Below are 24,848 nucleotides of genomic sequence, written 5' to 3'. Positions count from 1 at the left end.
GGGCCTCAGCGGGCGCGGACGATGTCCACGTCGGACGCCTTGACGAAGGCGACGCGGTGGCCGATCTGGACCGTCACGTACTTCTCCTTGCCCTTGAAGTACGAGTGGTCCAGCGGGAAGGAGGCGTCGATCGTCGGTGCGTAGAAGAAGCCGGTGGGCGCCTCGCCCCCGCCGGGGTAGGACTGGCCGGCCTTGATCGTGTACTGGAGCGGAGTGCCGACCCGCTGGTCCGCGAAGTCCGCCGGGTACTCCGACTTCTCCGGGTAGGCGACCCCGTACACCGGCACCTCCGCCTTGCCGGCCTTCGGGCGGACGAGGTAGCCGGAGGTGGGAACGGTGGTGTGGGTGAAGGCCGGTGTACGGAACCACGCCTTCTCGCCGTACCACCAGATCGCCGTCCAGCCGGGGGCGCGGCCCGCCACGACGGCCTGCTGGGTGGCGCTGATCTTGCTGCCCCAGTCGGCGGCGCAGTTGGTGCCGGGCGAGCCGTCCGTGTGGATGCCGGGGTCGGAGAAGAGGGGCGCGTCGTCGGAGGGCGCGGTGTGCAGCGGGACGGCGCTGGAGCCCTGGACGGGAAGGTCCACGTTCTTCTCGCAGTCGCGGAACGCCTGCTTGTTCCTCTTGAAGCTCGGGCTGACGGTGACCAGTTGGCTGCCGGGGAGAGCGGTCGGCACGGTGGGCTTGCCCAGCAGTGCCATGAAGTAGTTCCAGTCCCAGTACGTGCCCGGGTCCCAGTGCATGTTCTTGGTGCCGGCGGCGCTGGTGGGCGGGACGCCGTCGTGGCCGATGATGTGCTGGCGGTCGAGCGGGATGTCGTACGTGGCGGCGAGGTAGCGCACGAGGGCGGCGGTCGAGCGGTACATCTCGGGGGTGTACCACTGGGCGCCGTCGACGGCGACACCCTCCTGTTCGATGCCGATGGACTGGCTGTTGACGTACCAGTTGCCGGCCTGCCAGGCGACGTCCTTGTTCTTGACCATCTGGGTGACGTGGCCGTCGGCGGAGCGTACGACGTAGTGGGCCGAGGTCTGCTTCAGCGGGTTCTGGAAGATCTTCAGCGTGGTGTCGAAGTCCTCCTCCGTGTCGTGCAGCACGATGAACTTGATCTTGTTGGTGTGCGGCCGGTCGGCGGTGTCGTAGTTGCCGTACGTCTCCTTGTCGGCCGGGTCGCCGGTCTGCTGGTAGGCGGCCGGGACCCAGTCGCAGGCGAGACCGCGCGGGCACTCGGGCCGGACCCCGTCGGCGCCGGCCTGGGCGGCCGGGCTGAGCAGCGCGAGGCTCAGTGCCCCGGCGGTGGTGAAGGCGAGTGCGAGCCTGGTCCTCTGCTTGGACGTCATGACAACCCTTCGTAGAGCCGGGTGGAGCCGTTGCGGGCGTGCGCGCACACTCTGTGACCTGAGGTGAAGAGGCGTCAAGAGTGCTGGGAGCGCCGCGCGTTGAGCCACTGGACCAGACCACTGACAGGGCCTGTGACCTGCGAAGGGCGGGAAGCGGCGGGGGTGTGGCGGTGGCCCGTTACCAGGGTTTTACGCGCACGGACCGGCACGGGCGTCCCTCGAACGGGCGCTCTGCGGTGTGACTAATCGCGGCTGTGCGTGCCCCGAACGGACCAAGGGTAGTGCTGGCGCCGACAGGACCGATGCGCGTGGGACTCACGCGATGGCTCTCGGAAAGGCCGGACGCACATGGCTCAGCCGTTCACCCTGCCGGACTTCTATGTTCCGTATCCGGCGCGTCTCAACCCCCATGTGGAGGAGGCCCGGCAGCACACGAAGACGTGGGCGCGGGCCATGGGGATGCTGGAGGGGTCCGGTATCTGGGAGGAGAAGGACCTCGACGCGCACGACTACGCGCTGCTGTGCGCGTACACCCATCCCGACTGCTCGGCGGAGGCGCTGTCGCTGGTCACCGACTGGTACGTGTGGGTCTTCTTCTTCGACGACCACTTCCTGGAGCTGTTCAAGCGGACCCCGGACCGCGAGGGCGGGAAGCGGTATCTGGACCGGCTGCCCGCGTTCATGCCCATGGAGCGCGGTGCGCCGGTGCCGGAGCCGGAGAACCCGGTGGAGGCGGGGCTCGCGGATCTGTGGGCGCGTACGGTGCCCGCGATGTCGGACGCGTGGCGGGTGCGGTTCGCGGAGTCGACGCGGAACCTGCTCAACGAGTCGCTGTGGGAGCTCGCCAACATCAACGAGGGCCGCATCGCGAACCCCGTCGAGTACATCGAGATGCGCCGCAAGGTGGGCGGGGCCCCGTGGTCCGCCGGTCTCGTGGAGTACGCGGCCGGGGCCGAGGTCCCGGAGGCGGTCGCCGGTGAACGGGCGCTGCGCGTGCTGAGTGACGCGTTCTCGGACGGGGTCCATCTGCGCAACGACCTCTTCTCGTACCAGCGCGAGGTGGAGGACGAGGGCGAGAACAGCAACGGGGTGCTGGTCCTGGAGCGCTTCCTCGGCTGCTCGACGCAGGAGGCGGCCGAGGCGGTGAACGACCTGCTGACGTCCAGGCTCCAGCAGTTCGAGAACACGGCGCTGACCGAGGTGGGCCCGCTCTGCGCGGCCAAGGGTCTGGACGCGGTGCGGACGGCCGCGGTCGTGGCGTATGTGAAGGGGTTGCAGGACTGGCAGTCGGGCGGCCATGAGTGGCACATGCGCTCCAGCCGTTACATGAACGACGGCGGGGCCGGCGAGGCCGAGCCGGGCTTCGGGATGTCCGCCGCGTCGATCCGGTTCACCCGGCGCTCCGAGTCGGCCCGGCTGCGCAGCCACGGCCATGCGCTCTTCCAGCACGTGGGCCCGTCGTTGCTGCCCGACTTCGACCTGCCGTTCGGCACGACGCTGAGCCCGCATCTGGAGGGCGCCCGGGAGCGGCTGGTGGTCTGGGCCGGCCGGATGGGCATCCTGGGTCCGCAGCCCGGGGTGCCGGATTCGCACATCTGGGACGAGGAGCGGCTGCGGGCGATCGACCTGCCGTTGTGCGCGGCCGGTATCCACCCGGACGCGACGCCGGACGGGCTCGACCTGTCCTCCGGGTGGCTGGCCTGGGGGACGTACGGCGACGACTGGTTCCCGGTGGTGCACGGCCGGTCGCGCGATCTGGCGGGGGCCCGGCTGGCCAACGAGCGTCTGTCGCTGTTCATGCCGCTGGACGGGAGCCCGACGCCGGAGCCGGTCAACGCGCTGGAACGCGGCCTGGGGGACCTCTGGGAGCGTACGGCGGGGCCGATGGACGACGCCGGGCGGCGCGCGTTCCGCAAGTCCGTCGAGGACATGACGGAGAGCTGGCTGTGGGAGCTGGCGAACCAGGCGCAGCACCGGATCCCCGACCCGGTGGACTACGTCGAGATGCGGCGCATGACCTTCGGCTCGGACCTGACGATGAGCCTGTGCCGGATCGGACACGGCAGGAAGGTGCCGCCGGAGATCTACGAGAGCGGCCCGCTGCGCTCCCTGGAGAACGCGGCCGCCGACTACGCGGCGCTGCTCAACGACCTGTTCTCGTACCAGAAGGAGATCGAGTACGAGGGCGAGGTCCACAACGGGGTCCTGGTCGTGCAGAACTTCTTCGGGGTGGACTATCCGACGGGGATGGCGATCCTCTACGACCTGATGAAGTCGCGGCTGCGGCAGTTCCTCCATGTCGCGGAGAACGAACTGCCCGTGCTGTACGACGACTTCGGCCTGGACGCGGAGGCGCGGGAGACGCTTGCGGGCTATGTGCAGGAACTGAAGCACTGGCTCGCGGGCATCCTGATCTGGCACCGGGGCTGCCGGCGTTACCGCGAGGAGGATCTGCGGCGGGGCACCGGCGCTCCGTGGCACCTCAACGGCCCCACGGGGCTGGGCACTTCGGCCTCGCAGGTGGCGGCACTGTTCGGCCGGCTGTCGGGGGTGAAGGTGTAGCTGCCGCCGGCGCACCGCGGTCACCGGGCGGCACGGCCCGGTGACCGCGGTGTGTGCTCAGCCCTGCTGGAAGAGCTCGGCGGGCAGCGGCTTGAGGAGGGCGTACAGGTCGTCGGTGATGGGCCGGTCCCAGCTGGCGATGGTGACGAGCACACCGTCGCTGCGGTCGAACTGCACACAGGAGATACGGCTCTCGGAGAGCTTCACCCGGCGCACGATCATGAGGTTGTCGCCCTGCATGACCGGCATGTCCTCGGTGCCGGTGACCTCGACCGGCTCGTCGTTCTCCAGCGCCAGCAGCAACTGGGCCACCTCGAAGGGAACCTGCCCCTCCTCGGTCTCGCGCGCGGGCGAACCCTCCGGCAGGTTGCCGATGATCATCGCGGGGCCGCGGCCGCCGAACAGGTCGTACCGGAGGAACACACCCTGACAGCTGCCGTCGGGTGCGGGGAGCAGACCGGCGCCGAGGTTGCCGGGCCAGTCACCGGGGTCCATGGCCAGGACGTCGAAGTCGGGGCCCGCGGGTGTGGCGGCGCTGCGGCGGCGGAGGAAGGACATGCACATATGTTACGTGTCCCAGCTCACCTCGCCGAGCCGGGCCCGGACCGGCATATGCCCAGGCCCGGGGGCACACCTCGGCACACCGCACACGTCCCTCGTATGCACACCTCTCACCCGGTACGCGACTCCGCGGCCAGCCGTTCCAGCGCGGCGACGGCGTCGTCCACCCGCTCGTACGGCACGAAGAGGTGGTCGTGGTGGAACCCCGCCACCACGTTGCAGCTGATCCCCGCGTCGGTGAGCGCGAGCGACACCGCGGCGGTCAGCCCGACCGCCTCCAGCGCCGAGTGCACCCGCAGGGTGATCCAGCCGGCGACATAGGTGTACGTCAGCCCGGCCGCCGCGGCCTCGGCCTCGGGGAGCACCAGGCTGAGCCCCTCGCTCTCGCGGACCGTGACGACGGGCGCGACGCCGCCGGGCAGGGTGCCGTCGGGCACGGTGGCGTAGACGTACCGGCCGGGGTGGGGCTCGGGGCTCAGATCGCTCAGCAGGACTCGGAGATCGCTTTCGGCTGTCACGGCCACCACGCTACCGACGGGGCGCGGGCGTGAGCCATTCGGGCACGCCCCGCGTCCAACCGGTCACCGTGCGTGGCACCGAGCCGGGATCGCCCATAGCTTCGGCTCATGAGGAAACGACACATCACACGCCTCGTGAGCATCGCAGCCGCATCGGCCGCCGGACTGGTCGCGGCGGTGCCGTCCGTACCGGCCGCCGCGGCGGGTGCGCGCGTGGTGTCACCGGGGCAGTCCATCCAGGCGGCGGTGGACGCCGCACGGCCCGGGGACACCATCGTCGTCCGGCCCGGGACCTACCGCGAGAGCGTCCGGATCAGCACGCCGGGCCTGACCCTGCGCGGCTCCGGCGACGACACGGTCATCATGCCCGCGGCCGGCCGCGCCGCCTCCGGCGACGACTGCGCGGGTGCGGGCAACGGGATCTGCGTCCTGGGGACGGCGGACGGCACCGTGGACGGGGTGACCGTCAGGTCCCTGCGCGTCACCGGGTTCGCCCGCAGCGGCCTGTGGGCGTCCTGGACGGACCGGCTGTCCGTCCGCTCGGTGACCGCCGACACCAACGGTGTCTGGGGCATCGCGCAGCAGCGGTCCACCCGCTCCGACATCCGGGACAGCACCGCCCGCTCCAACGGGGACGCGGGCATCTTCGTCGCCAACAGCGTCGACGAGGAGGGCGGCGCCACCGACACCGGCGGCACCCGGGTCCGGGGCAACACACTGACCGACAACCGGATCGGGTTCACCGCGCGGCGGGTGCGCAACCTGTCGGTGCGCGACAACACCTTCACCGCGAACTGCAGCGGGGTGTTCGTCGTGGGCGACGAGGGCACCCCGCAGGCCGGTGCGATGTCGGTCCGCGCCAACCGGATCACCGGCAACAACAAGTTCTGCGCCGCCACCGACCGGCTGCCCGCGATCCAGGGTTCCGGGATCGTGCTGACCGGCACCGAGTCCACCGAGGTGCGGAACAACGTGATCCGCGACAACGTGGGCGCGACCCCGCTGTCGGGCGGCGTCGTGCTGTTCAAGAGCTTCGTGGGCGCGAAGAACACCGACAACACCGTCAGCGGCAACGTCGTCCTCGGCAACCAGCCCGCGGACCTGGCGAACCGGGACACCGGCACGGGCAACCGGTTCACCGGCAATGTCTGCACGACCTCCGCACCGGCCGGGATGTGCTGACCGGTGACCCCCCGCACGAGGAGAAGCGAGACGGCATGACCACCGTGAGCACCACCCCCGGCACCACTCCCGTCCACCCCCTTCCCACCCCGCAGCCGGCGATGCGGCTGCGCGAGCTCGTGTTCGGCGCGGCCCGCTCCGCCGCCGTGCGCGCCGTCGTCCGGCTGGGTGTCGCCGACGCCCTCGGCGACACCCCCGAGACCGCGGAGCGGCTCGCCGAGGCGGTGGGGACCGAGCCCGGGCCGCTGCGGCGGCTGCTGCGGGCGCTGGCCTGCTACGGCGTCTTCACCGAGAACGCCGAGGGCACGTTCGCGCACACCGACATGTCCCGGCTGCTGCGGGAGGACGCCCCGGACAGTCTGCGGGCGATCTCGCTGTGGTGCACCGAGCCCTGGACCTGGGAGGTCTGGCCCCGTCTTGAGGACGCGGTGCGCTCGGGCGGCAATGTCTTCGAGGACGTGTTCGGGAAGGAGTTCTTCGACTACCTCCACCAGGACGCCCACGAGTCGGCGCAGGTGTTCAACGCGGCGATGACCACCTCCAGCGTGCAGTCGGCGCTGGACGTCGCCGCGCTGCTCGACCTCACCGGAGTCTCGTCGGTGGCCGACATCGGCGGCGGCCAGGGGCACGTGCTGGCAAGCCTGCTGGAGAAGCACCCGTCGGTGAGCGGCACCCTGATGGACCTGCCGGGAGTCATCGCCCGGGCCGACGAGCGGCTGCGGGACGGCGGCGCGCTGGCCGGGCGGGCGTCGATCGTGGCCGGGGACTGCCGGGAGGGCATCCCGGTCGCCGCCGACCTCTACATCATCAAGAACATCCTGGAGTGGGACGACGAGTCCACCCGCCGGGCGCTCGCCGCCGTCGTCCGGGCGGCCCGCCCCGGCGCCCGGGTGGTCGTCATCGAGAACCTGGTGGACGACACCCCGTCCATGCGGTTCACGACCGCCATGGACCTGCTGCTGCTCCTGAACGTGGGCGGCGCCAAGCACACCCGGCAGAGCCTGGTGGACCGGCTCTCCGAGGCGGGGCTGGCGATCGACGGCGTCCGGCCGGTCAACCCGTATCTGCACGCCTTCGAGTGCGTGGTGCCCGGCTGACCCGCGGGCGTACGCGCAACCGCCCCGGTCCCCGCCGAAGCGGGGGACCGGGGCGGTTGGCGTCGCTCACGCGGTGGCGCCGCGCTCCCAGCGGTAGAACTCCTGGGCCATCGCGTCCTTCGGCCCGCGCCAGGTCTCGGGGTCGTACGGGCTGACGAAGGCGGTGAGCCGTTCGCTGATGGCCCGGAACTCCGGGTGCTCGGTCACCTTGGCGATCTCCGGGCCAGGCGGGCGCTCGGACTCGATCATGTGCAGGTAGACGTCGCCGAACTGGAAGAGCTTGCGGCGGGTGACGCCGACCAGGTGCGGCAGGTCGCTGTTGTCGGACGCGGCGAACAGCTCAGCGATGTCCGGGGCGGATCCCGGCGCCATCCGGGCGACGATCAGTGCGTGGTGCATGGGTGGTGCCCTTCTGCCGGTCAGTTGGCCGGGACGGCGGCGGAGCGGCGCTCGCGGTCGCGCTGCTCGATCCTGTCCCGGATCAGCGCCATCTGGACCTTGGAGTTCCGGTTGATGTTGTCGGTCATCCAGGCGTCGTCCACCGGCGCGTCGGGGCGCATCGCGAAGTCCTGCCGCCAGTGCATGCGGGTGCCGCCGGAGACCTCGGCGTACTCCCACCGGATGTCCATGTGCTGGAACGGCCCGGGCTCGACGCGGCGGGCCCGGACGTTGCGGCCCGGCCGGTCGGTGGTGCGCTCGGAGACCCAGCTCCACACCTTGCCGTTCTCGTCGGGGTGCATGGTGAGGCGGAAGGTGGTGCGCTCGCCGTCCCGCTCCATGACCTCGACGGCCGCGTACTCGCTGAAGAGCTGCGGCCAGTTCTCCAGGTCGTTCGTCATGTCCCAGACGAGGTCCAGGGGGGCGGCGATGACGATCTCGTTCTCGGTGTGTCCGGACACGTCAGGCTCCTGTCATGAGGCTGTTGTTGACGAGGTCGAGGAACTCGCGGGGCGTCTTGCACCGGTCCGCGTCGGCCGGCAGCGGCTGCCCGTGCCGGTTCTCGAGTACGCCGACGATGCCGAGCAGGCCGAGGGAGTCGAGGCCGTACTCGTCGAAGGCGGCGTCGGAGCGGTTCTCCATCTCCTTGGGGTCGACGGAGAGGCCGGCGCCCTTCTTCATGAGGGCGGCGAGTTCTGCGTACGTCAGTCGTTCGGTCATGAGGGACTTCTCCTTCTCACGAGGGGTGGGGCGCGGGGTGGACGGGCTCACGCGGGGCGCCGGAGCACCAGGGCCGCGTTCGAGCCCATGAGGCCGCGGCTGAGCACGAGCGCGGTGCGCAGTTCGGCGGGGCGGGCCCGTTCGGTGACGACGTCGAGGTCGTGGCAGACCTCGAAGACGTTGGGCGTGGGCGGGACGAGGCCGTTCTCCATGGCCAGGACGGCCGCCGCCGCGTCCAGCACCGGACCCCCGCAGTAGGCCCGGCCGATGCCGGTCTTGGGAGCGGTCACCGGGACGCGCCGGCTGTGCGGGCCGAGCGCGTCGGCCAGGGCCAGCGCCTCGGCCCGGTCGGCGGCCGGCGAGCCGAGCGCGTCCGCGAAGACGACGTCGACCTCGTCGGGGGCGCAGCCGGCTTCCCGCAGCGCGCCCTCGATGGCGTGGGCGAGGCCCTCGCGGGACTCCTCCCAGTGGGCGGCCGTGGTGAAGGTGGCGGCGTGGCCCGCGATCTCCGCCCGGACCCGGGCGCCGCGCTCGCGGGCCGACTCCTCCTCCTCGACCACGAACATCGCGCCGCCCTCGGCGGGCACGAAACCGCAGGCGTCCGAGGTGAAGGGGCGGTAGGCGCGCGTCGGGTCCTCGACTGCGCTCAGGTCGCGGTAGCCCAGCTGGCAGACCACGGAGTACGGCGCGAGCGGGGCCTCCGCGGCGCCGACCACGACCGCGTCGGTGCCGCGCCGCACGGAGCGGTCGGCGTGCGCGAGCGCGTCGAGGCCGCCCGCCTCGTCGCTGGCCACCACCGCGCACGGGCCCTTGAAGCCGCCGCGGATGGAGATCTGGCCGGTGCTCGCCGCGTAGAACCAGGCGATCGACTGGTAGGGGCCGACATACGTGGAGCCCTGGCCCCACAGCCGTTGCAGTTCGCGCTGGCCGAACTCGCCGCCGCCGGAGCCGGCCGCGGTGACCACACCGACGCCGAACGGCCGGTCCTCGTAGTCGGCGCGGCCGAGCCGGGCGTCGTCCAGCGCCATGTCGGCGGCGGCCATCGCGAAGTGCGTGAACCGGTCGGTCTGGACGAGGTAGCGCTCCTCGATGAGCGCGACCGGGTCGAAGCCGCGGACCTCGCCGGCGATGTGCAGCGGCAGGTCCTCGCACCCTTCGCGGGTGACCCGGTCCAGGACGCTCATGCCTTCCTGGGTGCGCTTCCAGAAGGCTTCGGTGCTGGTGCCGTTGGGGGCGACGACGCCGATGCCGGTGACAACGGTGCGCCGGGCCTTTCGGGTGCTCATCATGTCCTCCCTCGGGTCAGGGCCACCGCGGACTGGAAGCCGCCGAAGCCGCTGCCGACCGAGAGGACACTGCGCAGCTTCAGGGGGCGGGCGGTGCGCGGCACGTAGTCGAGGTCGCACTCCGGGTCCGGGGACTCGTAGTTGGCCGTCGGCGGCACCGTCTGGTTGACCAGGGCCAGGACGCAGGCGGCGATCTCGATCGCCCCGATCGCGCCGAGGGAGTGGCCCACCATCGACTTGATGGAGCTCATCGGCACCTGGTGGGCGTGCGCGCCGAGGGCCCGCTTGACGGCGGCGGTCTCGTGCCGGTCGTTCTGCTTGGTGCCCGAGCCGTGCGCGTTGACGTAGTCGATGTCCTGCGGGGAGATGCGGCCGTGGCCGAGCGCCCGGTTGATGGCCTCGGCCATCTCCAGCCCCTCGGGGGTGAGCCCGGTCATGTGGTACGCGTTGCCGAAGGTGGCGTACCCGGCGATCTCGCAGTACACCGTCGCCCCGCGGGCCCGGGCGTGTTCGAGTTCCTCCAGGACGAGTACGGCTCCGCCCTCGCCCATGACGAAGCCGTCGCGGCGTGCGTCGAAGGGGCGGGAGGCGTGTTCCGGATCGTCGTTGTTGGGGGAGGTCGCCTTGATCGCGTCGAAGCAGGCCACGGTGATCGGGGTGATCGGCGAGTCCGACGCTCCGGCTATGCAGACGTCGACCCGGCCCTCCTCGATGGAGTGGAAGGCGTAGCCGATGGCGTCCAGGCCCGAGGTGCAGCCGGTGGAGACGGTCTGCACGGGGCCGTGGGCGCCGACCTGTTCGGCGACGGCGGAGGCCAGCGAACTGGGCGAGAAGGCGCGTTCCAGATGGGCGCCGGCCCGGCGGTGGTCCACGTCCCAGCGCGCGCCCTTCTCGCTGACGGCGACGTAGTCGTGCTCCAGGCGGGTGGTTCCGCCGACCGCGGTGCCGAGGGAGACGCCCATCCGCCAGGGGTCGGTGCGCTCCGGGTCCAGACCGGCGTCGGCCAGCGCCTCCCGGGCGGCGACCATCGCGAACTGCACATAGCGGTCCGCGCGGGCGGTGTCCTCGTCGTCCAGTCCGTGGGCGGCCGGGTCGAAGTCGCACTCGGCGGCGATCCGGGAGCGGAAGCCCGCCGGGTCGAAGAGGGTGATGCCCCGGGTCGCGGTGCGGCCGTTGGAGAGCAGGTCCCAGAAGGCCGGGGCCCCGATGCCGCCCGGGGCGACGACGCCGACCCCGGTGACCGCCACGCGCCGGGTCATGAGGCGGCCTCGGTTCGTTCTGGCGGGGCACTCCGCTCGGCGGTCTCGGTCACCTCGGTGTCGACGTGGCCGAGTTCGGGGCGGGGGGCGAGCGGGCCGAGGTGGAAGACCATCCGGGCCTCGGTGTCGCCGACGTTGCGGAAGCGGTGCCGGACGTGCGGGGGGATCAGCAGGCCCTGGTCGGGGCGCATGGTGTGCGTCTCCCCGTCCAGGTCGACCTCCAGGTGCCCCTGCACGACGTACACGAACTCCTCGGAGTACGGGTGGTAGTGCTCGCCGATGCGGTCGCCGGGGTCGACGAGGGCGAGGCCCATGAAGCCGCTGGTGGCGCCCACCGCGGTGGGGGTGAGCAGGGCGCGCAGGTCGCCTCCGCGCCTGGTGTTGGGCTGGGTCTCACTGAGGTCCACGATGCGTGGCCGGTGGGTGGTCATCTCTGCTTCTCCTCCTGAGCGCAGGGCGCGTGGGGTGACGGGTCGGGCGAGGGCCCGGGGGCCGGAGCGCGGTTCAGGAATCCGCGGCGCGCCGGTCGGTGATCAGCCGCATCTCGGACCGGGCGAGGAAACGCGCGGCGTCCTCGTCGGTGGCGGGGACGGTGTTCGCCTCGCCGTCGAGGAGGCGGGCCAGGCGGGCCGCCTTGCCGGGGCCGTGGATGCCGAGGGCCTGCGCGGGCTGCGCGTCGAGCGGGCCGTCCGCTTCCAGGAGGCGTACGACGACGTCGTCGCGCTGGAAGATGGTGCTGCTGTCGATGGGGCTGCCGGTGTCGTCGGCGGCCTCCTCGTCGTGGCCGGCCAGGAGGCGGGCCAGGGCCATGCCGCAGCCCTCCTTGGCCTGGTAGAACACGGCGTGCCGGCGCAGGCTCTCGGGGGCGTGGCGGCCGGCCGAGACGTGGTGCACGGTGGGCAGCGCCGCGCGGGTGAAGAACATCCGGGCGGAGTCGGGGTCGGCGAGGTCCCGGTCCTGTTCGAGGTAGGGGTTGATGGCCTCCTCGACGGCGCGGATCTCGGGCTGGCGGGAGACGTGCCGCAGCGCGGCCATCAGCTCGCCCTCGACCTCGACGGCGCGCACCACGCGGTTGCCGTGCATGAAGAGCGAGGTGCGGCGCAGCCGGGTGTGGTCGTCCACGCGGGAGCGGGGGGACTCGTAGTCGGCGAGGAGCTTCGCGACGATGTCCTCGGTGCCGGGCCTCACGGTGAAGGTGAGTGCGTGGCGCACGACGCCGTCACCGAGGCGCGGCGAGGTCTGGAGGCTGCCCTTGACCGGGTCGGGGACGGCCTCGAAGCCCTTGCCGGTCTCGCGCAGCACGCTGAACCGCAGCGACCTGGTGTCGCGTACGCAGCTGTGCAGGGGCTGCACGGTCGCCACGTGCTCCTCGCTGTTCACCCAGGCGAGGAAGGGCGGGGCGCTCTCCCACTCGCTGGTGATCAGCCACTGCGAGGGGTTCTCGATGGACTGGCACAGTTGGTCGCTGATGTGACCGGGGATGGACGCGACCTGGTTGCGCATGTGCTCGTACGCCTCCAGGAACTGCTTCTGGGCGCCGTCGTGCAGGTCCAGCAGCAGCACGACGCGCAGCCGGGATCCGTCGAAGGCGGACTGTGAGATCCGTTCCGAGAGGGTGGTGGTCATCTGGCGAACTCCTTCGACGGTGGGAGGCAGCGATGCTGGGAGACCCGGCCGTCTCCGTGACCGATCGTGAAACGCTGGTCCGCCCGACGCGAGATTTATGAACCGTTCAGGTGAGCAGGCGTCCGAAGGGCTCCGACCCGGCTCCGGCCCGGGCATGGACAGAGCATCTGTACGGCGTCGGAGCGGGAGCAACTGATGAACGAGAACGTCGACCTCCATGTACCGGTCCTCATCGTGGGCGGTTCGCTGGTGGGTCTGTCCGCGTCCCTTTTCCTCGGCCGGCTCGGCGTCGAGCACCTGCTGGTCGAGAAGCACGCCGCCACGTCGACGCATCCGCGCGGCCGGGGCAACAACGTCCGCACGATGGAGGTGTTCCGCCGTGCGGGTGTCGAGCAGGAGATCCGGGCGGCCGCTTCGGTGCTGGCGGACAACCACGGCATCCTCCAGGCGGGCTCGCTGACCGGCGAGGACCAGGAGTGGCTGTTCAAGGAGATCGACCCGGGCGGGGCGCTGGCCCGGTTCAGCCCGACGGGCTGGTGCCTGTGCAGCCAGAACGACCTGGAGCCGGTCCTGCTGGAGCGGGCCCGGGAGCAGGGCGGTGACCTGCGCTTCTCCACGGAGATGATGTCGTTCGACCCGGACGCCTCGGGGGTCACGGCGACCCTGAAGAACCGGGAGACCGGTGAGCACACGACGGTGCGGGCGGACTACCTGATCGCGGCGGACGGGCCGCGCAGCCCGGTCCGTGAGCAGCTGCGCATCGGCCAGTCGGGGACCGGCGACCTGTTCCACAACGTGAGCGTCACCTTCCGGTCGCGCGGGCTGGCGGAGGTGCTGGGCGAGCGGCGCTTCATCGTGTGCTACCTGACGAACCCGGAGGCGGAGGGCGCGCTGCTGCCGGTGGACAACGAGCGCGAGTGGGTGTTCCACGCCCCGTGGCAGCCGGAGCGGGGCGAGACGCTGGAGGACTTCACGGACGAGCGGTGCGCCCGCCACATCCGTACCGCCGTCGGCGCGCCCGACATCGACGTGGAGATCACCGGCAAGGCGCCGTGGCACGCGGCGGAGCGGGTGGCCGAACGGTACGCGCGGGGACGGGTGTTCCTGGCCGGTGACTCGGCGCACGAGATGTCGCCGACCGGGGCTTTCGGCTCGAACACCGGCATCCAGGACGCGCACAACCTGGCGTGGAAGCTGGCGGCGGTGCTGCGGGGCGAGGCGGGCCGGGGGCTGCTGGAGACGTACGGGCAGGAGCGGCTGCCGGTGGCCCGGGCGACCGGTGAGCGCGCGTCGGCGCGGTCCGAGGAGCACAGCCACCCGGGCTACGCTCCCCCGCCCTCGGTGGGCGGCGGGAAGCGGGGCGGGATGCTGAACGTGGCGCTGGGCTACCGGTACACGGCGGGCGCGGTGCTGGGTGTGGCGCCGGACGCGCCAGTGGTCCCGGAGGGGATGCGGCTGACGGGTGAGCCGGGCAGCCGGGCGCCCCACCTGTGGGTGCGCCGGGCCGGGGAGCGGATCTCGACCCTGGATCTGTACGAGCGCGCGTTCGTGCTGCTGACGGACGGTGCGGACACGGTGTGGCGGCGGGCCGCGGCCCGGGTGGCCGACCGGCTGGGGGTGCGGCTCGACGCGTTCGGCATCGGTGCGGGCGCCGAGCTGGAGCCGGAGGACGGGGCGGACTGGGCCGAGGCACACGGGACGGGCCGGGAGGGCGCGGTCCTGGTGCGCCCCGACGGCTTCGTCGCCTGGCGTACGGAGTCGGGCTCCGAGGACGCCGAGGCGACGCTGCACGACGTCCTGGCGACGCTCCTGCACCGTGACTGACGTAATGCCAGGTCAGTGATCAGATGCCGAACGACCGGAGGGCGGTGAGGAATTCCTCCGGTCGTTCGGTGTGTACGAGATGGCCCGCGTCGATGGTGACGAACTCCGCGCCGGGGATCGCGCGGGCCATCCGGGCCAGGTCCTCCTGGGCGATCTGGCTCCGGGGGCCCCCGCCGATGACGAGGGTGGGGGCGGTGATCTCACCGAGGAGTTCGCGCCCTGCCGGGTCGGGGTCGTTGAGCTGGGCGTCGACGGCGGGCACGAGCGGCCAGTCGAAGTCCGGTTCCTCGTCGGGCCGTTGGGGCATGGGGCGAGGCGGGTCGAGCGGGATGAGCGGCGGCGCCTCCTCGATGACGAGGCGGCCGATCAGCGCGGGGTGCCGCTCGGCGAGCAGCCAGGCGGCGGCCCCGCCCATGGAATGCCCGACGACGGTGGCGCCGGCGAGGTTGCGGGCCTCCAGGAAGCCGTGCAGGTCGTCGCGGAACAGCTCGAAGCTGTAGCGGCCGGGCCAGTCGCTGAGCCCGTGGCCCCGGAAGTCGAAGGCGTACACCCGGTGGGTGGCGGCGAGCCGGGCGGCGATGACGGCCCAGTCGCCGCTGTTGCCGCACCGGCCGTGGGCCAGGACGACCGGCGGCGCGGCCTGGTCGCCCCACACCCGGTACGCGAGCCGCGTCCCGCCGGCCCGGACGCTGTGCACCTCCGGATCGAGGAACGCCTCGACGGTCCGGGTGAACGCGCCCGCGTCGTCGATCCACGGGAAGTGCGCGGCGCCGCGCTGCACGGCGAACTCCGCGTGCGGGAAGAGCGCGGCCAGTCCGGCGGCCCGGTCGGGCGTGACGAGGGTGTCGTACTCCCCCGCCAGGACGAGGACCGGTGCCGCCAGTGTACGCAGGACGGGGACCGTCGCGGCCGGGTCGAAGGCGCCCTCCCCGGCGTACCGCGCGGCGGCCTCGGCGTTGATCTGCGCGGGCGAGGCCGCGCCGTGCTCCTGGGCGGCGGCGTCCCAGCGCCCGTACAGGAACGGCCTTGTCCTGGAGCGGAGTTCGTCGGTCATCCGGCCGGCCCAGACCTCTTCCAGGGCGGCGAGCGCGTCCTCGTACCACGGTTCCGAGGCGCGCAGGACGGCCGCCTCGCGGGACTCGCGCACCGGGGCGGGGAGGCCGGCGGCGAGGGTGGTGGGGGTGACGAGGACCAGGTTGCGCAGCCGGTGCGGGTGGCGGGCGGCGTAGAGCGCGGCGAGTTCGCCGGCCGCGGAGTGGGCGAGGAGGTCGACGCGTTCGAGGCCGAGGTGGGCGCGCAGGGCCTCGACGTCCTCGGTCTGCCGGTCGCAGCGGTACGTGGCGGGGTCGTCGGGGGCGGCGGAGTCGCCGGTGCCCCGGAGATCGAGGAGGACCAGCTGCCGGCGGTCCGCGAGCCCGCCGAGGGTGCCGAGGTAGTCGCTCGCCCGCATGGCACCGCCGGGCAGGCAGATCAGCGGTGTCCCCTCCCCCACGAGGTGATAGGCGAGCTCGGTTCCGTCGTACGTGTGGAAGGTCGGCATGCCCCCATCCAAACAGGGCCGTCCGGGTGACGCAGCCGTGTTCGGTACCGGCGTATTCGCCGGTCACCCCTCTTGCCAGGGGGTGCAGGATCCTGAATTACTGCTCCCGGAGGAAGCGACCGAATGATCGGTCGCCCGCTCGGCGCGCACGGACGAGGGAGGCCCGACATGACGGCTCTGCTGGACACGGCGGAACGGATGAGCCGCGCCGAGCTGGAGGCGCTTCAGCTCGAACGGCTGCGGGCCACGCTGCGCCACGCCTACGAGAACGTCGCGCACTACCGGGCCGCGTTCGACCGGGCCGGGCTGAAGCCGGAGGACTGCGGCTCGCTCGCCGACCTGGCCCGCTTCCCCTTCACCACCAAGGCGGACCTGCGGGACAACTACCCGTTCGGGATGTTCGCGGTCCCCGAGGACCAGGTGCGCCGGGTCCACGCCTCCAGCGGCACGACGGGCCGCCCGACCGTCGTCGGCTACACCGGGAAGGACCTGGAGACGTGGGCCGACGTGGTCGCCCGCTCCATCAGGGCGGCGGGCGGGAGGCCGGGGCACAAGATCCATGTGGCGTACGGCTACGGGCTGTTCACCGGTGGCCTCGGGGCGCATTACGGGGCGGAGCGGCTGGGCTGCACGGTGATTCCGGCATCCGGTGGCATGACGGCCCGCCAGGTCCAGCTGATCCAGGATTTCCGGCCCGACATCATCATGGTGACGCCCTCGTACATGCTGACGATCCTGGACGAGTTCGAGCGGCAGGGCGTCGATCCGCGCGCGACCTCGCTGAGGGCGGGGATCTTCGGGGCGGAGCCGTGGACCGAGGAGATGCGGCGGGAGATCGAGGAGCGGTTCGCGATCGACGCGGTCGACATCTACGGCCTGTCCGAGGTGATGGGCCCGGGCGTGGCCCAGGAGTGCGTGGAGACGAAGGACGGGCTGCACATCTGGGAGGACCACTTCTATCCGGAGGTGGTCGACCCGCTCACCGGCGAGGTGCTGCCCGACGGGGAGCGGGGCGAGCTGGTGTTCACCTCGCTGACCAAGGAGGCCATGCCGGTCATCCGGTACCGGACGCGTGACCTGACCCGGCTGCTGCCCGGTACGGCCAGGGTGTTCCGGCGGATGGAGAAGGTCACCGGGCGCAGCGACGACCTGGTGATCCTGCGCGGGGTGAATCTCTTCCCGACGCAGATCGAGGAGATCGTGCTCCGCACGCCCGGGGTGTCGCCGCACTTCCAGCTGCGGCTGACCCGGGAGGGCCGGCTCGATGTGCTGACGGTGCGGGCGGAGGCCAGGACCGGGGCGACGCCGGAGCAGCGGGCGGCGGCCGCCGTGTCGGTCACGGCGGCGGTCAAGGACGGGATCGGGGTGTCGGTGGGCGTCGAGATCGTGGACCCGGAGACGCTGGAACGGTCGGTGGGCAAGTTCCGGCGGATCGTGGACGAACGCCCTTAACTTCCGCACAGGCCAAAGGGGTTGCTGTGGCAGGATGGGCCGGAATGACCGTCGTCCGCAGGGGGACCCGTGTTCTCCCGCCAGGGGATTGGGGAGCACACCATGACGGCAGGCCCGTCCGGCACACCGGTCGACACCAGCAGGCCGCACCCGGCCCGTGTCTACGACTACCTCCTCGGCGGTAAGGACCACTACCCGGTCGACCAGGCGCTCGGCGAGCAGATGCCGGAGCTGGCGAAGGTGGGGGTCGGGCAGAACCGGGCCTTCATGCACCGGTCGGCCGGCTGGGCGGCGCGGGCCGGCATCGACCAGTTCCTGGACATCGGGACCGGCATCCCGACCCGGCCGAACCTCCACCAGATCGTCCAGGAGGTGAACCCGGCGGCCCGGATCGTCTACACGGACAACGACCCGATCGTCCTGCGGCACGCGGAGGCGCTGCTCGTCAGCACCTCCGAGGGAGCCACGGACTACCTGGAAGCCGATGTGCGCGACCCGGAGAAGATCCTCGCCCACGCCCGTACGGTGCTGGACTTCGACCGGCCGGTGGCGCTGTCGATGATCGCCCTCATGCACTTCATGGCCGACGAGGACGACCCGTACGGCATCACGGGCACCCTGGTGGACGCTCTGCCCCCGGGCAGCTGCCTGGCGCTCTCCCACTTCACTGTGGACTTCCTCGTCGTCGACGAGGAGGCGCTCGGCCGCTACCGGTCGAGCGGTATCACGCTTCAGCCCCGCGGCCGTGCGGAGGTGGCCCGCTTCTTCGACGGGCTCGACATGGTCGACCCGGGCCTGGTGCCCGCGCCGCGGTGGTACAACGGCACGCCCGCGCCGGAGCGGCGGGAGGCCACCGACACCATCTACACGGGGGTCGGCCGCGTGCGGTAAGACGCGCCAGGGCGCCGTCAGGCGAGGCGGTCGCGCAGTTCCCGCTTGAGGATCTTTCCGCTGGCGTTGCGCGGGAGGGCGTCCGTGAACACGACCCGCTTCGGCGCCTTGAAGTGGGCGAGCCGTTCGCGGGCGTGCGCGATGAGCTCGTCCTCGGTGGCCTCGCCCTTGAGGACGACGACGGCGGTGACGGCCTCGATCCAGCGCGCGTCGGGCAGCCCGACGACGGCGGCCTCGGCGACGGCGGGGTGGGTGTAGAGGGCGTCCTCGACCTGCCGGGAGGCGACGAGGACCCCGCCGGAGTTGATGACGTCCTTCACCCGGTCGACCACCGTGAAGTAGCCGTCCGTGTCCCGGACCGCGAGGTCGCCGGAGTGGAACCAGCCGTCACGGAACGCCTCCGCGCTCTCCTCCGGCTTGTCCCAGTAGCCGGTGCACAGCTGGGGCGAACGGTAGACCACCTCGCCCGCGGTGCCGTCGGGGACCTCCTTGCCGTGCTCGTCCACGACCCGGGCCTCCACGAAGAGGACGGGCCTGCCGCACGAGTCCATCCGGCCCTCGTGCTCGTCCGGTCCGAGCACGGCGGCCAGCGGGCCGATCTCGCTCTGCCCGAAGCAGTTGTAGAAGGCCAGTCCGGGCAGCCGGTCGCGGAGACGTTCCAGCACGGGGACGGGCATGACCGACGCCCCGTAGTACGCCTTGCGCAGGCCGCCGAGGTCACGGGCCGCGAAGTCGGGATGGTTGGCGAGGCCGATCCAGACGGTGGGCGGGGCGAAGAGGCTGTCGGCCTGCCCCGACTCGACCAGGTCGAAGATCCGGGCCGCGTCCGGTGCGTCCAGGACCGTGTTCTCGGCGCCCACCGCGAGGTAGGGCAGCAGGAACACGTGCATCTGCGCCGAGTGATAGAGCGGCAGCGCGTGGACGGGCCGGTCCCCGGCGCGCAGGTCGAGCGCGGTGATCGCGCTGACGTACTCGTGGACGAGGGCGCCGTGCGTCATCATCGCGCCCTTGGGGAGCGCGGTGGTCCCGGAGGTGTACAGCAGCTGGACCAGGTCGTCGGCGGCCGGTTCGCGCGCGGGGGTGAACGGGCGCGGGGTGCCCAGCCCGGCCAGCAGCGACCCCTCGTCGTCGCGCAGCGCCCGTACGGCGAAGCCCTCGGGGATACGGTCCGCGAGGGCCGGGTCGGTGAGGACCAGGGAGCTGGCGGACTGGCGCAGGATGTAGGCCAGGTCGTCGCCGGTGAGGTTCTGGTTGACGGGCACATGGACGAGCCCGGCCCGGGCGCAGGCGAGGAAGGCGATCAGATACGCGTCCGAGTTGTGGGCGTAGGCGGCGACCCGGTCGCCGGGGCGCAGCGCGTGGCCCTCGGTGAGGGCGGCGGCCGCGGTGCTGACGGCCTCGTCCAGCTCGCGGTAGGTCCAGACCCGGCCGGCGTACCGCAAGGCGGTCCGTGCGGGGGTGCGCCGTGCGCTGCGGGTCAGAACGCCGTCGACTGTGCTGCTGCGTACACCGGTCATGGCGTGATCCTGTGCGGCCGGGACCCCGGGGTCAAGGTCCTGACGCGACATCAGATTCTTTACACCTCCCGCCCCTACGGCACGGCGGGTCCTGACAGTACTCTCTGCTCGGCAAGAAGTTTCATGCCCGTAAGAGATTTCGAAAGTTACTTTCAGACGGTGGCAAGGAGTTGTGCATGACGGAGGACACGGTGGCCGGGGAGATCAGCCGACGGAGGCTCGGTGGTGGGATGCTGGCCCTGGGCGGAGCACTCGCCCTGGCGCCGATCCCGTTCGCGGGCACGGCGTCTGCCGCGGAGTCGGGGGCAGGGGCGTCGGAGATGCACGCGGGCCGGGGCGCCAAGCCAACCTTGCAACGTGGTTCCGCCGCCCGTGCCGGACTGTTGCAGGAACCGCTCGACCAGCTGGTCACCGAGGCGGAACGCTATCTGGACGCCTCGCCGAAGCACCCGTGGTACGCGGGCGCGGTGCTGCTCGCGGGCCGGGGCGGCACGGTGGCGCTGCACCATCCGATCGGCAAGGCGGTGCGCTACTCGGCGTACGACGAGACGACCGACACCGGGGTGGAGTTCCCCGAGGGCCAGCAGATCGCCATGGCCGAGGACACCGTCTTCGACCTGGCGTCCATCTCGAAGCTGTTCACCTCGCTCCTGGCGGTGCAGCAGATCGAGCGCGGCACGCTGGAGCTGGAGGCGACGGTCGCCTCCTATCTGCCCGAGTTCGCCGGCGGCGGCAAGAAGGACATCACGATCCGTCAGCTGCTGACCCACACCTCCGGGTTCCGGGCCACGATCGCGTTGTACAAGGCGCCGACCCGGGAAGAGAAGCTGGAGCTGATGTGGAACGAGGTCCCGGCCAACCCGCCGGGCACGGTCTACCTCTACTCCGACCTCAACCTGATCTCGCTCCAACTCGTCCTGGAGAAGCTGACCGGGCGGACCCTGGACGTCCTGCTGCGCGAGCGGATCACCGCCCCGCTCGGGATGCGGCGTACCCGCTACAACCCGCCCGCCTCCTGGAAGCCGAAGATCGCCGCGACCGAGGACGCCCGGCTCCCCTGGTCCGGACTCGACCGCGGCCTGGTCTGGGGCGAGGTGCACGACGAGAACGCGTTCAGCCTGGACGGGGTCGCCGGGCACGCCGGGGTGTTCTCCTGCGCCTGGGACCTCGCCATCCTGGCGCGCACCCTGCTCAACGGCGGGGTCTACGGACGGGCCCGCATCCTGTCGGAGGAATCGGTCGACCTGCTGTTCACCGACTTCAACACGGCGTTCCCCGGTGACGCGCACGGGCTGGGCTTCGAGCTCTACCAGCACTGGTACATGGGCGCCATGGCCACGCCCCGGACGGCGGGGCACACCGGCTTCACCGGGACCAGCCTGGTCCTGGACCCGAGCACGGACTCGTTCCTGATCGTGCTGGGCAACTCGGTGCACCCGGTGCGCAACTGGCGGTCCGGCAGCGCGCCGCGGGTGGCCACCGCCAACCAGCTGGCCCGGGCCGTCGCGGTCCGCCCGGCCCGGGGCCGTACCGCCTGGTTCTCCGGGATGGCGAGCGCGTCCACGGCCACCCTGGCGCTTCCCTCGCTGCCGCTCGCCTCCTCGCGGGCCCGGCTGAGCTGCGCGCTGTGGTGGGACACCGAACCGGCGTCGGACTTCCTGTACCTGGAGGCTTCGACGGACGCCGGCGCCACCTGGCAGCAGGTCCCGTTCACCACGACCCCGACCGGGCAGGGCGGGCACCCCCGCCCCGAGGAGCACCCGGACGGCTCGCTCTCCGGCTGGTCGGGCCGGGTCTGGCACCGCCTGGACGCCGGCCTCGCCGGGGTGCGCGGCGCCGGAGTCCTGCTCAGGTGGCGCTACACCACGGATCAGCTGTACGCGGGCCGGGGCGTGTACGTGGACGCCATCAGGGTCGCGGACGGCGGCCGTACGGTCTTCGACGAGGGCCGGCCGTCGGACGCCCGGCGGATCGCGGCGGAGGGCTGGGCCGCCTCGGCCGACTGACCGGCCCCCCGGAACGCGGGGCGGGCGGGCCCGGCCGCCCGCCCCGCTCCGGCGTACCCGGCCTCCGTCAGGCCGGCGCGTGGCCGCGCTGCCGGAGCGCCGCCACCTCGCGGTAAAGGTCGGCGGCCTCGCGGGCGCGGCCCAGCTGTTCGAGGCAGTGCGCCTCGTCGTCGCGGCCGGCGAGCGTGTCCGGGTGGGCGGGTCCCAGCAGCCGGGTCCGGGCGTCGGCGACCTGCCGGTACACGGCGAGCGCGTCCGTCCAGCGCCCCAGCCAGCCGAGGGCGACGGCGACCTCGCGGCGGCTGACGAGGGTGTCGGGGTGATCGGGGCCCAGGGCGTGTTCCCGGGCGCCGCACACCGCCTGCGCCTCGGCCAGGGCCTCGTCCCAGCGGGCCAGCCGGCCGAGGTTGACGCCCAGTCCGTGGCGGGCGCGCAGGGTCTCCGGGTCGGTGGGGCCGTTGACCCGGGTGCGGTCGGCGACGAGCGCGCGGTACAGCTCCAGGGCGTCGGCGCTGCGGCCGAGGCGGCCCAGGCTGATGCCGACCTCGTAACGGGTGGCGAGGGTGTCCGGGTGGTCGGAGCCGAGCAGCCGGGTCCGTGCCTCGGCGACCTGGCGGTACGTGTGCAGGGCTTCCGTCCAGCGCCCGAGGCGGCCCAGCGTGTAGCCGACCTCGTAGAGCGTGACCAGGGTGTCCGGGTGGTCGGTCCCCAGCACCCTGGCGCGGGCGGCGGCCACGTCGCGGGCCATGCGGTACGCCTCCTCCAGGCGCCCCAGTCTGCTGAGGCTGAAGGCCAGGTTGTGGCGGCAGCGCAGGGTGTCGGGGTGGTCGGGGCCCATCGCGCGCTCCCGCGACGCGAGCACGGCGGCGTGCAGTTCGTGGGCCTCGGTGTGCCGGCCGAGGCGGCCGAGCGCGTACGCCATCTGCTGCCGGGCGGCAAGCGTTTCGCTGTGCTCGGGGCCGAGGGCGCCGGCGCGGTCCTCGGCGATGCGGCCGAACTCGCGCAGCGCGTTCTCGGCCCGCTCCTTGCGGGTGCGGCCGGGGCTCGGCGCCTGGCGGTCGGGTGGGGCGGTTCCGGTGGTCCAGGCGAGGGTGAGTCCCGCCGAGTGGTCGGGTGGCGTCACCGCGCCCGTCGCCTTGTGACCGCCGGTCATCGTGTGCGCCCAGGCGGGCAGCGGCGCGGCGGGGGCGGGCGTCGGGCCGGAGAGGGTGACGGGGGCGGGCGGCGCCTCGCCGGCCGGGCCGAGGAAGGGCTGCTCGCCGGTGCGGCCGACGGCGATGCGGCGGCGCAGGTCGTGGGCGTCGGCCGGGCGTTCCTCGGGGGTCTTGGCGAGCAGGTCGAGGACGACCCGGTCGAAGAACCCGGGGAGTTCGGCGCGGTGGGAGCGCAGCGGCTCGGGCGGGGTGTCGCGGTGGCCGACGAGGATGCCCCAGGAGTCCTCCAGGTCGAAGGGCGGGGCCCCGGTGGCGATCTCGTACAGCACGCAGCCCAGCGAGTAGAGGTCGCTGCGGTGGTCGACCTGGCCGCCGCTGATCTGCTCCGGCGACATGTAGTGCGGGGTGCCCATGGCGATGCCGACGCCGGTGAGCCGGGAGGTGACCGGGATGCCGTGGCCCGGCCGGGCGATCCCGAAGTCGCAGATCTTCACCGTGCCGTCGGACAGCCGCATGATGTTGGCGGGCTTGAGGTCGCGGTGGACGATGCCCTGCTGGTGGGTGTAACCGAGGGCGTCCGCGACCTGTTCGGCGATGTCCACGATGTCGTCCACGGGCAGCGGGTGCTGCTCGTTGTCCTCCAGGAGCTGGCTGAGGTTGCGGCCGTCCAGCAGCTCCATCACGAGGTAGAGCACGCCCTCGTACTCGCCGAAGTCGTGGACGACGGTCACGCCCCGGTGCTGGAGGGCGGCGGCGACCCGGGCCTCGCGGCGGAAGCGTTCGCGGACGATGCGCGTGTGGTCCTCGTCGTGCTGGGCGCTCATCGGCTTGAGGCACTTCACGGCGACCTGGCGGCCCAGCGCCTCGTCGCGGGCGCGCCACACCTCGCCCATGCCGCCGCGACCGATCAGGTCGAGCAGCCGGTACCGGCTCTGGATCAGCCTGGTTTCCGCCATCCCTGTTGCCGCCCCCGTCGTTCAGCCCGCTGTCGCCGCACCCTCCCAGGTGCGTCCAGTATGGCTGCCTGCCTCTTCAGTGTGTACGGGGTGGGGCGGCTGCCGGGTCCGAGCCGCGCCATCGCGTTCTTGATGTGACCGGGCGGAAGGCGCCGGCGCAGCCGTGCGGGGACGGCGCGCAGGAGCACCCCGGCGGCGCGCAGCCGGCGGTCCACGGCGGCGGGCGGCGGCGCCGTCCTCCCGTACAGCTCCTGGGCGAACGGCGGCAGCGACTGGTACGCGAGGGTGGCGACGCGCCGCCACAGCAGGGCGCGTACGGGGACGAGGAGCGGGGGCACGGGCGGGCGGCGCAGGAAGCTGTCGACGTCCAGCGCTTCCGGGGTCCGGGCGAGCCGGGGCCGCATCCGGGCGAAGTAGTCGGCCATTTCGGCGGTCGTCGCGGGCACGTCCTCCGGGTCGAGGCCGACGAGCCGGGCGCCGTGCCGGTGTTCGGCGAGGTACTGGTCGGCCTGCCGGGCGGTGAGCGGGTAGCCGGAGCGGCGCAGGACCTGGAGGTAGGAGTCGGCTTCGGCGCAGTGCACCCACAGCAGCAGCTCGGGCTCGTCCACGCCGTGGATGGTCCCGGTCGCCGGGTCGGTGACCTTCAGGCGGGCGTGGATCTTCCGGACCCGGGCGCCCGCCTTCTCGGCGGCTTCGGTGGTGCCGTAGGTGATGGTGCCGACGAAGTCCGCCGTGCGCATGAGCCGGCCCCAGGCGTCCTCGCGGAAGTCGGAGTTCTGCATCACGCCGCGCACGGCGAGGGGGTGGAGCGCCTGGAGGTAGAGGGCCCGCACCCCGGCGATCCACATCATCGGGTCGCCGTGCAGCTGCCAGGTGACCGATGCGGGTCCGAAGAGCCCGGGGTCGGCTTCCGTCATGTACG

General features: G+C 72.3%; 21 protein-coding genes. 7 read left to right on the top strand and 14 right to left on the bottom strand.

The annotated features are described in order from the left end of the window. Positions 1-5: 5 nt before the first annotated feature. The gene (locus tag OG867_RS30260) at positions 6-1,337 is read right to left on the bottom strand and encodes an N-acetylmuramoyl-L-alanine amidase (protein WP_406290193.1); all 1,332 of its coding nucleotides are present in this window, start codon (positions 1,335-1,337) and stop codon (positions 6-8) included. A gap of 348 nt (positions 1,338-1,685) precedes the next feature. Here OG867_RS30260 and OG867_RS30255 point away from each other — a divergent pair, with 348 nt between their 5' ends. Continuing rightward, positions 1,686-3,899 (top strand): germacradienol/geosmin synthase, encoded by a 2,214-nt coding sequence (locus OG867_RS30255; protein ID WP_406290191.1) that lies wholly within the window; start codon positions 1,686-1,688, stop codon positions 3,897-3,899. A gap of 57 nt (positions 3,900-3,956) precedes the next feature. Here OG867_RS30255 and OG867_RS30250 read toward each other — a convergent pair whose 3' ends face one another. Both OG867_RS30250 and OG867_RS30245 read right to left on the bottom strand, forming a co-directional pair. Beyond that, complete coding sequence (locus tag OG867_RS30250) at positions 3,957-4,457, bottom strand: hypothetical protein (RefSeq protein ID WP_026171499.1); 501 nt, start codon at positions 4,455-4,457, stop codon at positions 3,957-3,959. 113 nt (positions 4,458-4,570) lie between these two features. Then, complete coding sequence (locus tag OG867_RS30245) at positions 4,571-4,978, bottom strand: ACT domain-containing protein (protein WP_406290189.1); 408 nt, start codon at positions 4,976-4,978, stop codon at positions 4,571-4,573. 108 nt (positions 4,979-5,086) lie between these two features. On the opposite strand from OG867_RS30245, the gene OG867_RS30240 reads away from it, so the two are divergent. Beyond that, the gene (locus OG867_RS30240; RefSeq protein ID WP_406290187.1) at positions 5,087-6,160 is read left to right on the top strand and encodes a nitrous oxide reductase family maturation protein NosD; all 1,074 of its coding nucleotides are present in this window, start codon (positions 5,087-5,089) and stop codon (positions 6,158-6,160) included. Between the two features lie 35 nt (positions 6,161-6,195). Next, entirely contained in the window at positions 6,196-7,257 is a 1,062-nt protein-coding gene (locus tag OG867_RS30235) for a methyltransferase (RefSeq protein ID WP_406290185.1), read from the top strand. A gap of 66 nt (positions 7,258-7,323) precedes the next feature. Here OG867_RS30235 and OG867_RS30230 read toward each other — a convergent pair whose 3' ends face one another. The 7 genes from OG867_RS30230 to OG867_RS30200 form a co-directional block, all read right to left on the bottom strand. Next, positions 7,324-7,656, bottom strand: coding sequence for a TcmI family type II polyketide cyclase (locus OG867_RS30230; protein WP_328898776.1), 333 nt, complete (start codon positions 7,654-7,656; stop codon positions 7,324-7,326). 20 nt (positions 7,657-7,676) lie between these two features. Beyond that, the gene (locus OG867_RS30225) at positions 7,677-8,156 is read right to left on the bottom strand and encodes an SRPBCC family protein (protein ID WP_328898777.1); all 480 of its coding nucleotides are present in this window, start codon (positions 8,154-8,156) and stop codon (positions 7,677-7,679) included. 1 nt (position 8,157) lies between these two features. Beyond that, the gene (locus OG867_RS30220) at positions 8,158-8,415 is read right to left on the bottom strand and encodes an acyl carrier protein (protein ID WP_018102926.1); all 258 of its coding nucleotides are present in this window, start codon (positions 8,413-8,415) and stop codon (positions 8,158-8,160) included. 47 nt (positions 8,416-8,462) lie between these two features. Further along, positions 8,463-9,701, bottom strand: coding sequence for a beta-ketoacyl synthase N-terminal-like domain-containing protein (locus OG867_RS30215; RefSeq protein ID WP_328898778.1), 1,239 nt, complete (start codon positions 9,699-9,701; stop codon positions 8,463-8,465). Continuing rightward, positions 9,701-10,960 carry a beta-ketoacyl-[acyl-carrier-protein] synthase family protein gene (locus OG867_RS30210; RefSeq protein ID WP_328898779.1) on the bottom strand — a complete coding sequence of 420 codons (1,260 nt, stop codon included), beginning with the start codon at positions 10,958-10,960 and terminating at the stop codon, positions 9,701-9,703. Before OG867_RS30210 ends, OG867_RS30215 begins: the two co-directional genes overlap by 1 nt. Next, on the bottom strand, positions 10,957-11,391 hold the full coding sequence (locus OG867_RS30205; protein WP_328898780.1) for a cupin domain-containing protein: 435 nt from the start codon (positions 11,389-11,391) through the stop codon (positions 10,957-10,959). The genes OG867_RS30210 and OG867_RS30205 overlap by 4 nt, the downstream gene beginning before the upstream one ends. Before the next feature lie 73 nt (positions 11,392-11,464). Further along, positions 11,465-12,586, bottom strand: a complete 1,122-nt coding sequence (locus tag OG867_RS30200) for a SchA/CurD-like domain-containing protein (protein ID WP_406290181.1) — start codon at positions 12,584-12,586, stop codon at positions 11,465-11,467. A 195-nt stretch (positions 12,587-12,781) separates the two neighbouring features. Between OG867_RS30200 and OG867_RS30195 the strand changes: the two genes are divergently transcribed. Further along, complete coding sequence (locus OG867_RS30195; protein WP_328898782.1) at positions 12,782-14,410, top strand: FAD-dependent monooxygenase; 1,629 nt, start codon at positions 12,782-12,784, stop codon at positions 14,408-14,410. Positions 14,411-14,429: 19 nt separating this feature from the next. Here the strand turns inward: OG867_RS30195 and OG867_RS30190 are convergent, their stop codons facing one another. Continuing rightward, positions 14,430-15,950: an alpha/beta fold hydrolase gene (locus OG867_RS30190; RefSeq protein WP_406290179.1), complete on the bottom strand. Its 1,521-nt coding sequence runs from the start codon at positions 15,948-15,950 to the stop codon at positions 14,430-14,432. Between the two features lie 168 nt (positions 15,951-16,118). Here OG867_RS30190 and paaK point away from each other — a divergent pair, with 168 nt between their 5' ends. Both paaK and OG867_RS30180 read left to right on the top strand, forming a co-directional pair. Then, positions 16,119-17,402, top strand: a complete 1,284-nt coding sequence (gene paaK / locus OG867_RS30185) for a phenylacetate--CoA ligase PaaK (protein ID WP_406290177.1) — start codon at positions 16,119-16,121, stop codon at positions 17,400-17,402. A 102-nt stretch (positions 17,403-17,504) separates the two neighbouring features. Then, positions 17,505-18,293, top strand: a complete 789-nt coding sequence (locus tag OG867_RS30180) for an SAM-dependent methyltransferase (protein ID WP_328898785.1) — start codon at positions 17,505-17,507, stop codon at positions 18,291-18,293. Between the two features lie 17 nt (positions 18,294-18,310). On the opposite strand, the gene OG867_RS30175 is transcribed toward OG867_RS30180, so the two are convergent. Continuing rightward, entirely contained in the window at positions 18,311-19,810 is a 1,500-nt protein-coding gene (locus tag OG867_RS30175; protein WP_406290175.1) for an acyl-CoA synthetase, read from the bottom strand. Positions 19,811-19,986: 176 nt separating this feature from the next. Between OG867_RS30175 and OG867_RS30170 the strand changes: the two genes are divergently transcribed. Then, positions 19,987-21,816, top strand: coding sequence for a serine hydrolase (locus OG867_RS30170; RefSeq protein WP_406290173.1), 1,830 nt, complete (start codon positions 19,987-19,989; stop codon positions 21,814-21,816). Positions 21,817-21,883: 67 nt separating this feature from the next. Here the strand turns inward: OG867_RS30170 and OG867_RS30165 are convergent, their stop codons facing one another. Together OG867_RS30165 and OG867_RS30160 are read right to left on the bottom strand one after the other, a co-directional pair. Then, positions 21,884-23,926, bottom strand: coding sequence for a protein kinase domain-containing protein (locus tag OG867_RS30165; RefSeq protein WP_406290171.1), 2,043 nt, complete (start codon positions 23,924-23,926; stop codon positions 21,884-21,886). Beyond that, positions 23,908-24,843, bottom strand: a complete 936-nt coding sequence (locus OG867_RS30160; protein WP_406290169.1) for an oxygenase MpaB family protein — start codon at positions 24,841-24,843, stop codon at positions 23,908-23,910. The genes OG867_RS30165 and OG867_RS30160 overlap by 19 nt, the downstream gene beginning before the upstream one ends. Between the last annotated feature and the right edge of the window lie 5 nt (positions 24,844-24,848).

This window comes from Streptomyces sp. NBC_00209 (assembly GCF_045206345.1).
Classification (GTDB): domain Bacteria; phylum Actinomycetota; class Actinomycetes; order Streptomycetales; family Streptomycetaceae; genus Streptomyces.
Note: the sequence above shows the minus strand (reverse complement) of the source record. Positions and strands in the feature narration are given on the sequence as shown.

Bases quoted from the DNA above. Each gene is read 5' to 3' on its own strand.
- OG867_RS30165 (WP_406290171.1), bottom strand. From the start codon at position 23,926: ATGGCGGAAACCAGGCTGATCCAGAGCCGGTACCGGCTGCTCGACCTG.
- OG867_RS30215 (WP_328898778.1), bottom strand. From the start codon at position 9,701: ATGAGCACCCGAAAGGCCCGGCGCACCGTTGTCACCGGCATCGGCGTC.
- OG867_RS30160 (WP_406290169.1), bottom strand. From the start codon at position 24,843: ATGACGGAAGCCGACCCCGGGCTCTTCGGACCCGCATCGGTCACCTGG.
- OG867_RS30200 (WP_406290181.1), bottom strand. From the start codon at position 12,586: ATGACCACCACCCTCTCGGAACGGATCTCACAGTCCGCCTTCGACGGA.
- paaK (WP_406290177.1), top strand. From the start codon at position 16,119: ATGACGGCTCTGCTGGACACGGCGGAACGGATGAGCCGCGCCGAGCTG.
- OG867_RS30220 (WP_018102926.1), bottom strand. From the start codon at position 8,415: ATGACCGAACGACTGACGTACGCAGAACTCGCCGCCCTCATGAAGAAG.
- OG867_RS30230 (WP_328898776.1), bottom strand. From the start codon at position 7,656: ATGCACCACGCACTGATCGTCGCCCGGATGGCGCCGGGATCCGCCCCG.
- OG867_RS30205 (WP_328898780.1), bottom strand. From the start codon at position 11,391: ATGACCACCCACCGGCCACGCATCGTGGACCTCAGTGAGACCCAGCCC.
- OG867_RS30255 (WP_406290191.1), top strand. From the start codon at position 1,686: ATGGCTCAGCCGTTCACCCTGCCGGACTTCTATGTTCCGTATCCGGCG.
- OG867_RS30260 (WP_406290193.1), bottom strand. From the start codon at position 1,337: ATGACGTCCAAGCAGAGGACCAGGCTCGCACTCGCCTTCACCACCGCC.
- OG867_RS30170 (WP_406290173.1), top strand. From the start codon at position 19,987: ATGACGGAGGACACGGTGGCCGGGGAGATCAGCCGACGGAGGCTCGGT.
- OG867_RS30250 (WP_026171499.1), bottom strand. From the start codon at position 4,457: ATGTCCTTCCTCCGCCGCCGCAGCGCCGCCACACCCGCGGGCCCCGAC.
- OG867_RS30190 (WP_406290179.1), bottom strand. From the start codon at position 15,950: ATGCCGACCTTCCACACGTACGACGGAACCGAGCTCGCCTATCACCTC.
- OG867_RS30240 (WP_406290187.1), top strand. From the start codon at position 5,087: ATGAGGAAACGACACATCACACGCCTCGTGAGCATCGCAGCCGCATCG.
- OG867_RS30180 (WP_328898785.1), top strand. From the start codon at position 17,505: ATGACGGCAGGCCCGTCCGGCACACCGGTCGACACCAGCAGGCCGCAC.
- OG867_RS30175 (WP_406290175.1), bottom strand. From the start codon at position 19,810: ATGACCGGTGTACGCAGCAGCACAGTCGACGGCGTTCTGACCCGCAGC.
- OG867_RS30235 (WP_406290185.1), top strand. From the start codon at position 6,196: ATGACCACCGTGAGCACCACCCCCGGCACCACTCCCGTCCACCCCCTT.
- OG867_RS30210 (WP_328898779.1), bottom strand. From the start codon at position 10,960: ATGACCCGGCGCGTGGCGGTCACCGGGGTCGGCGTCGTCGCCCCGGGC.
- OG867_RS30195 (WP_328898782.1), top strand. From the start codon at position 12,782: ATGAACGAGAACGTCGACCTCCATGTACCGGTCCTCATCGTGGGCGGT.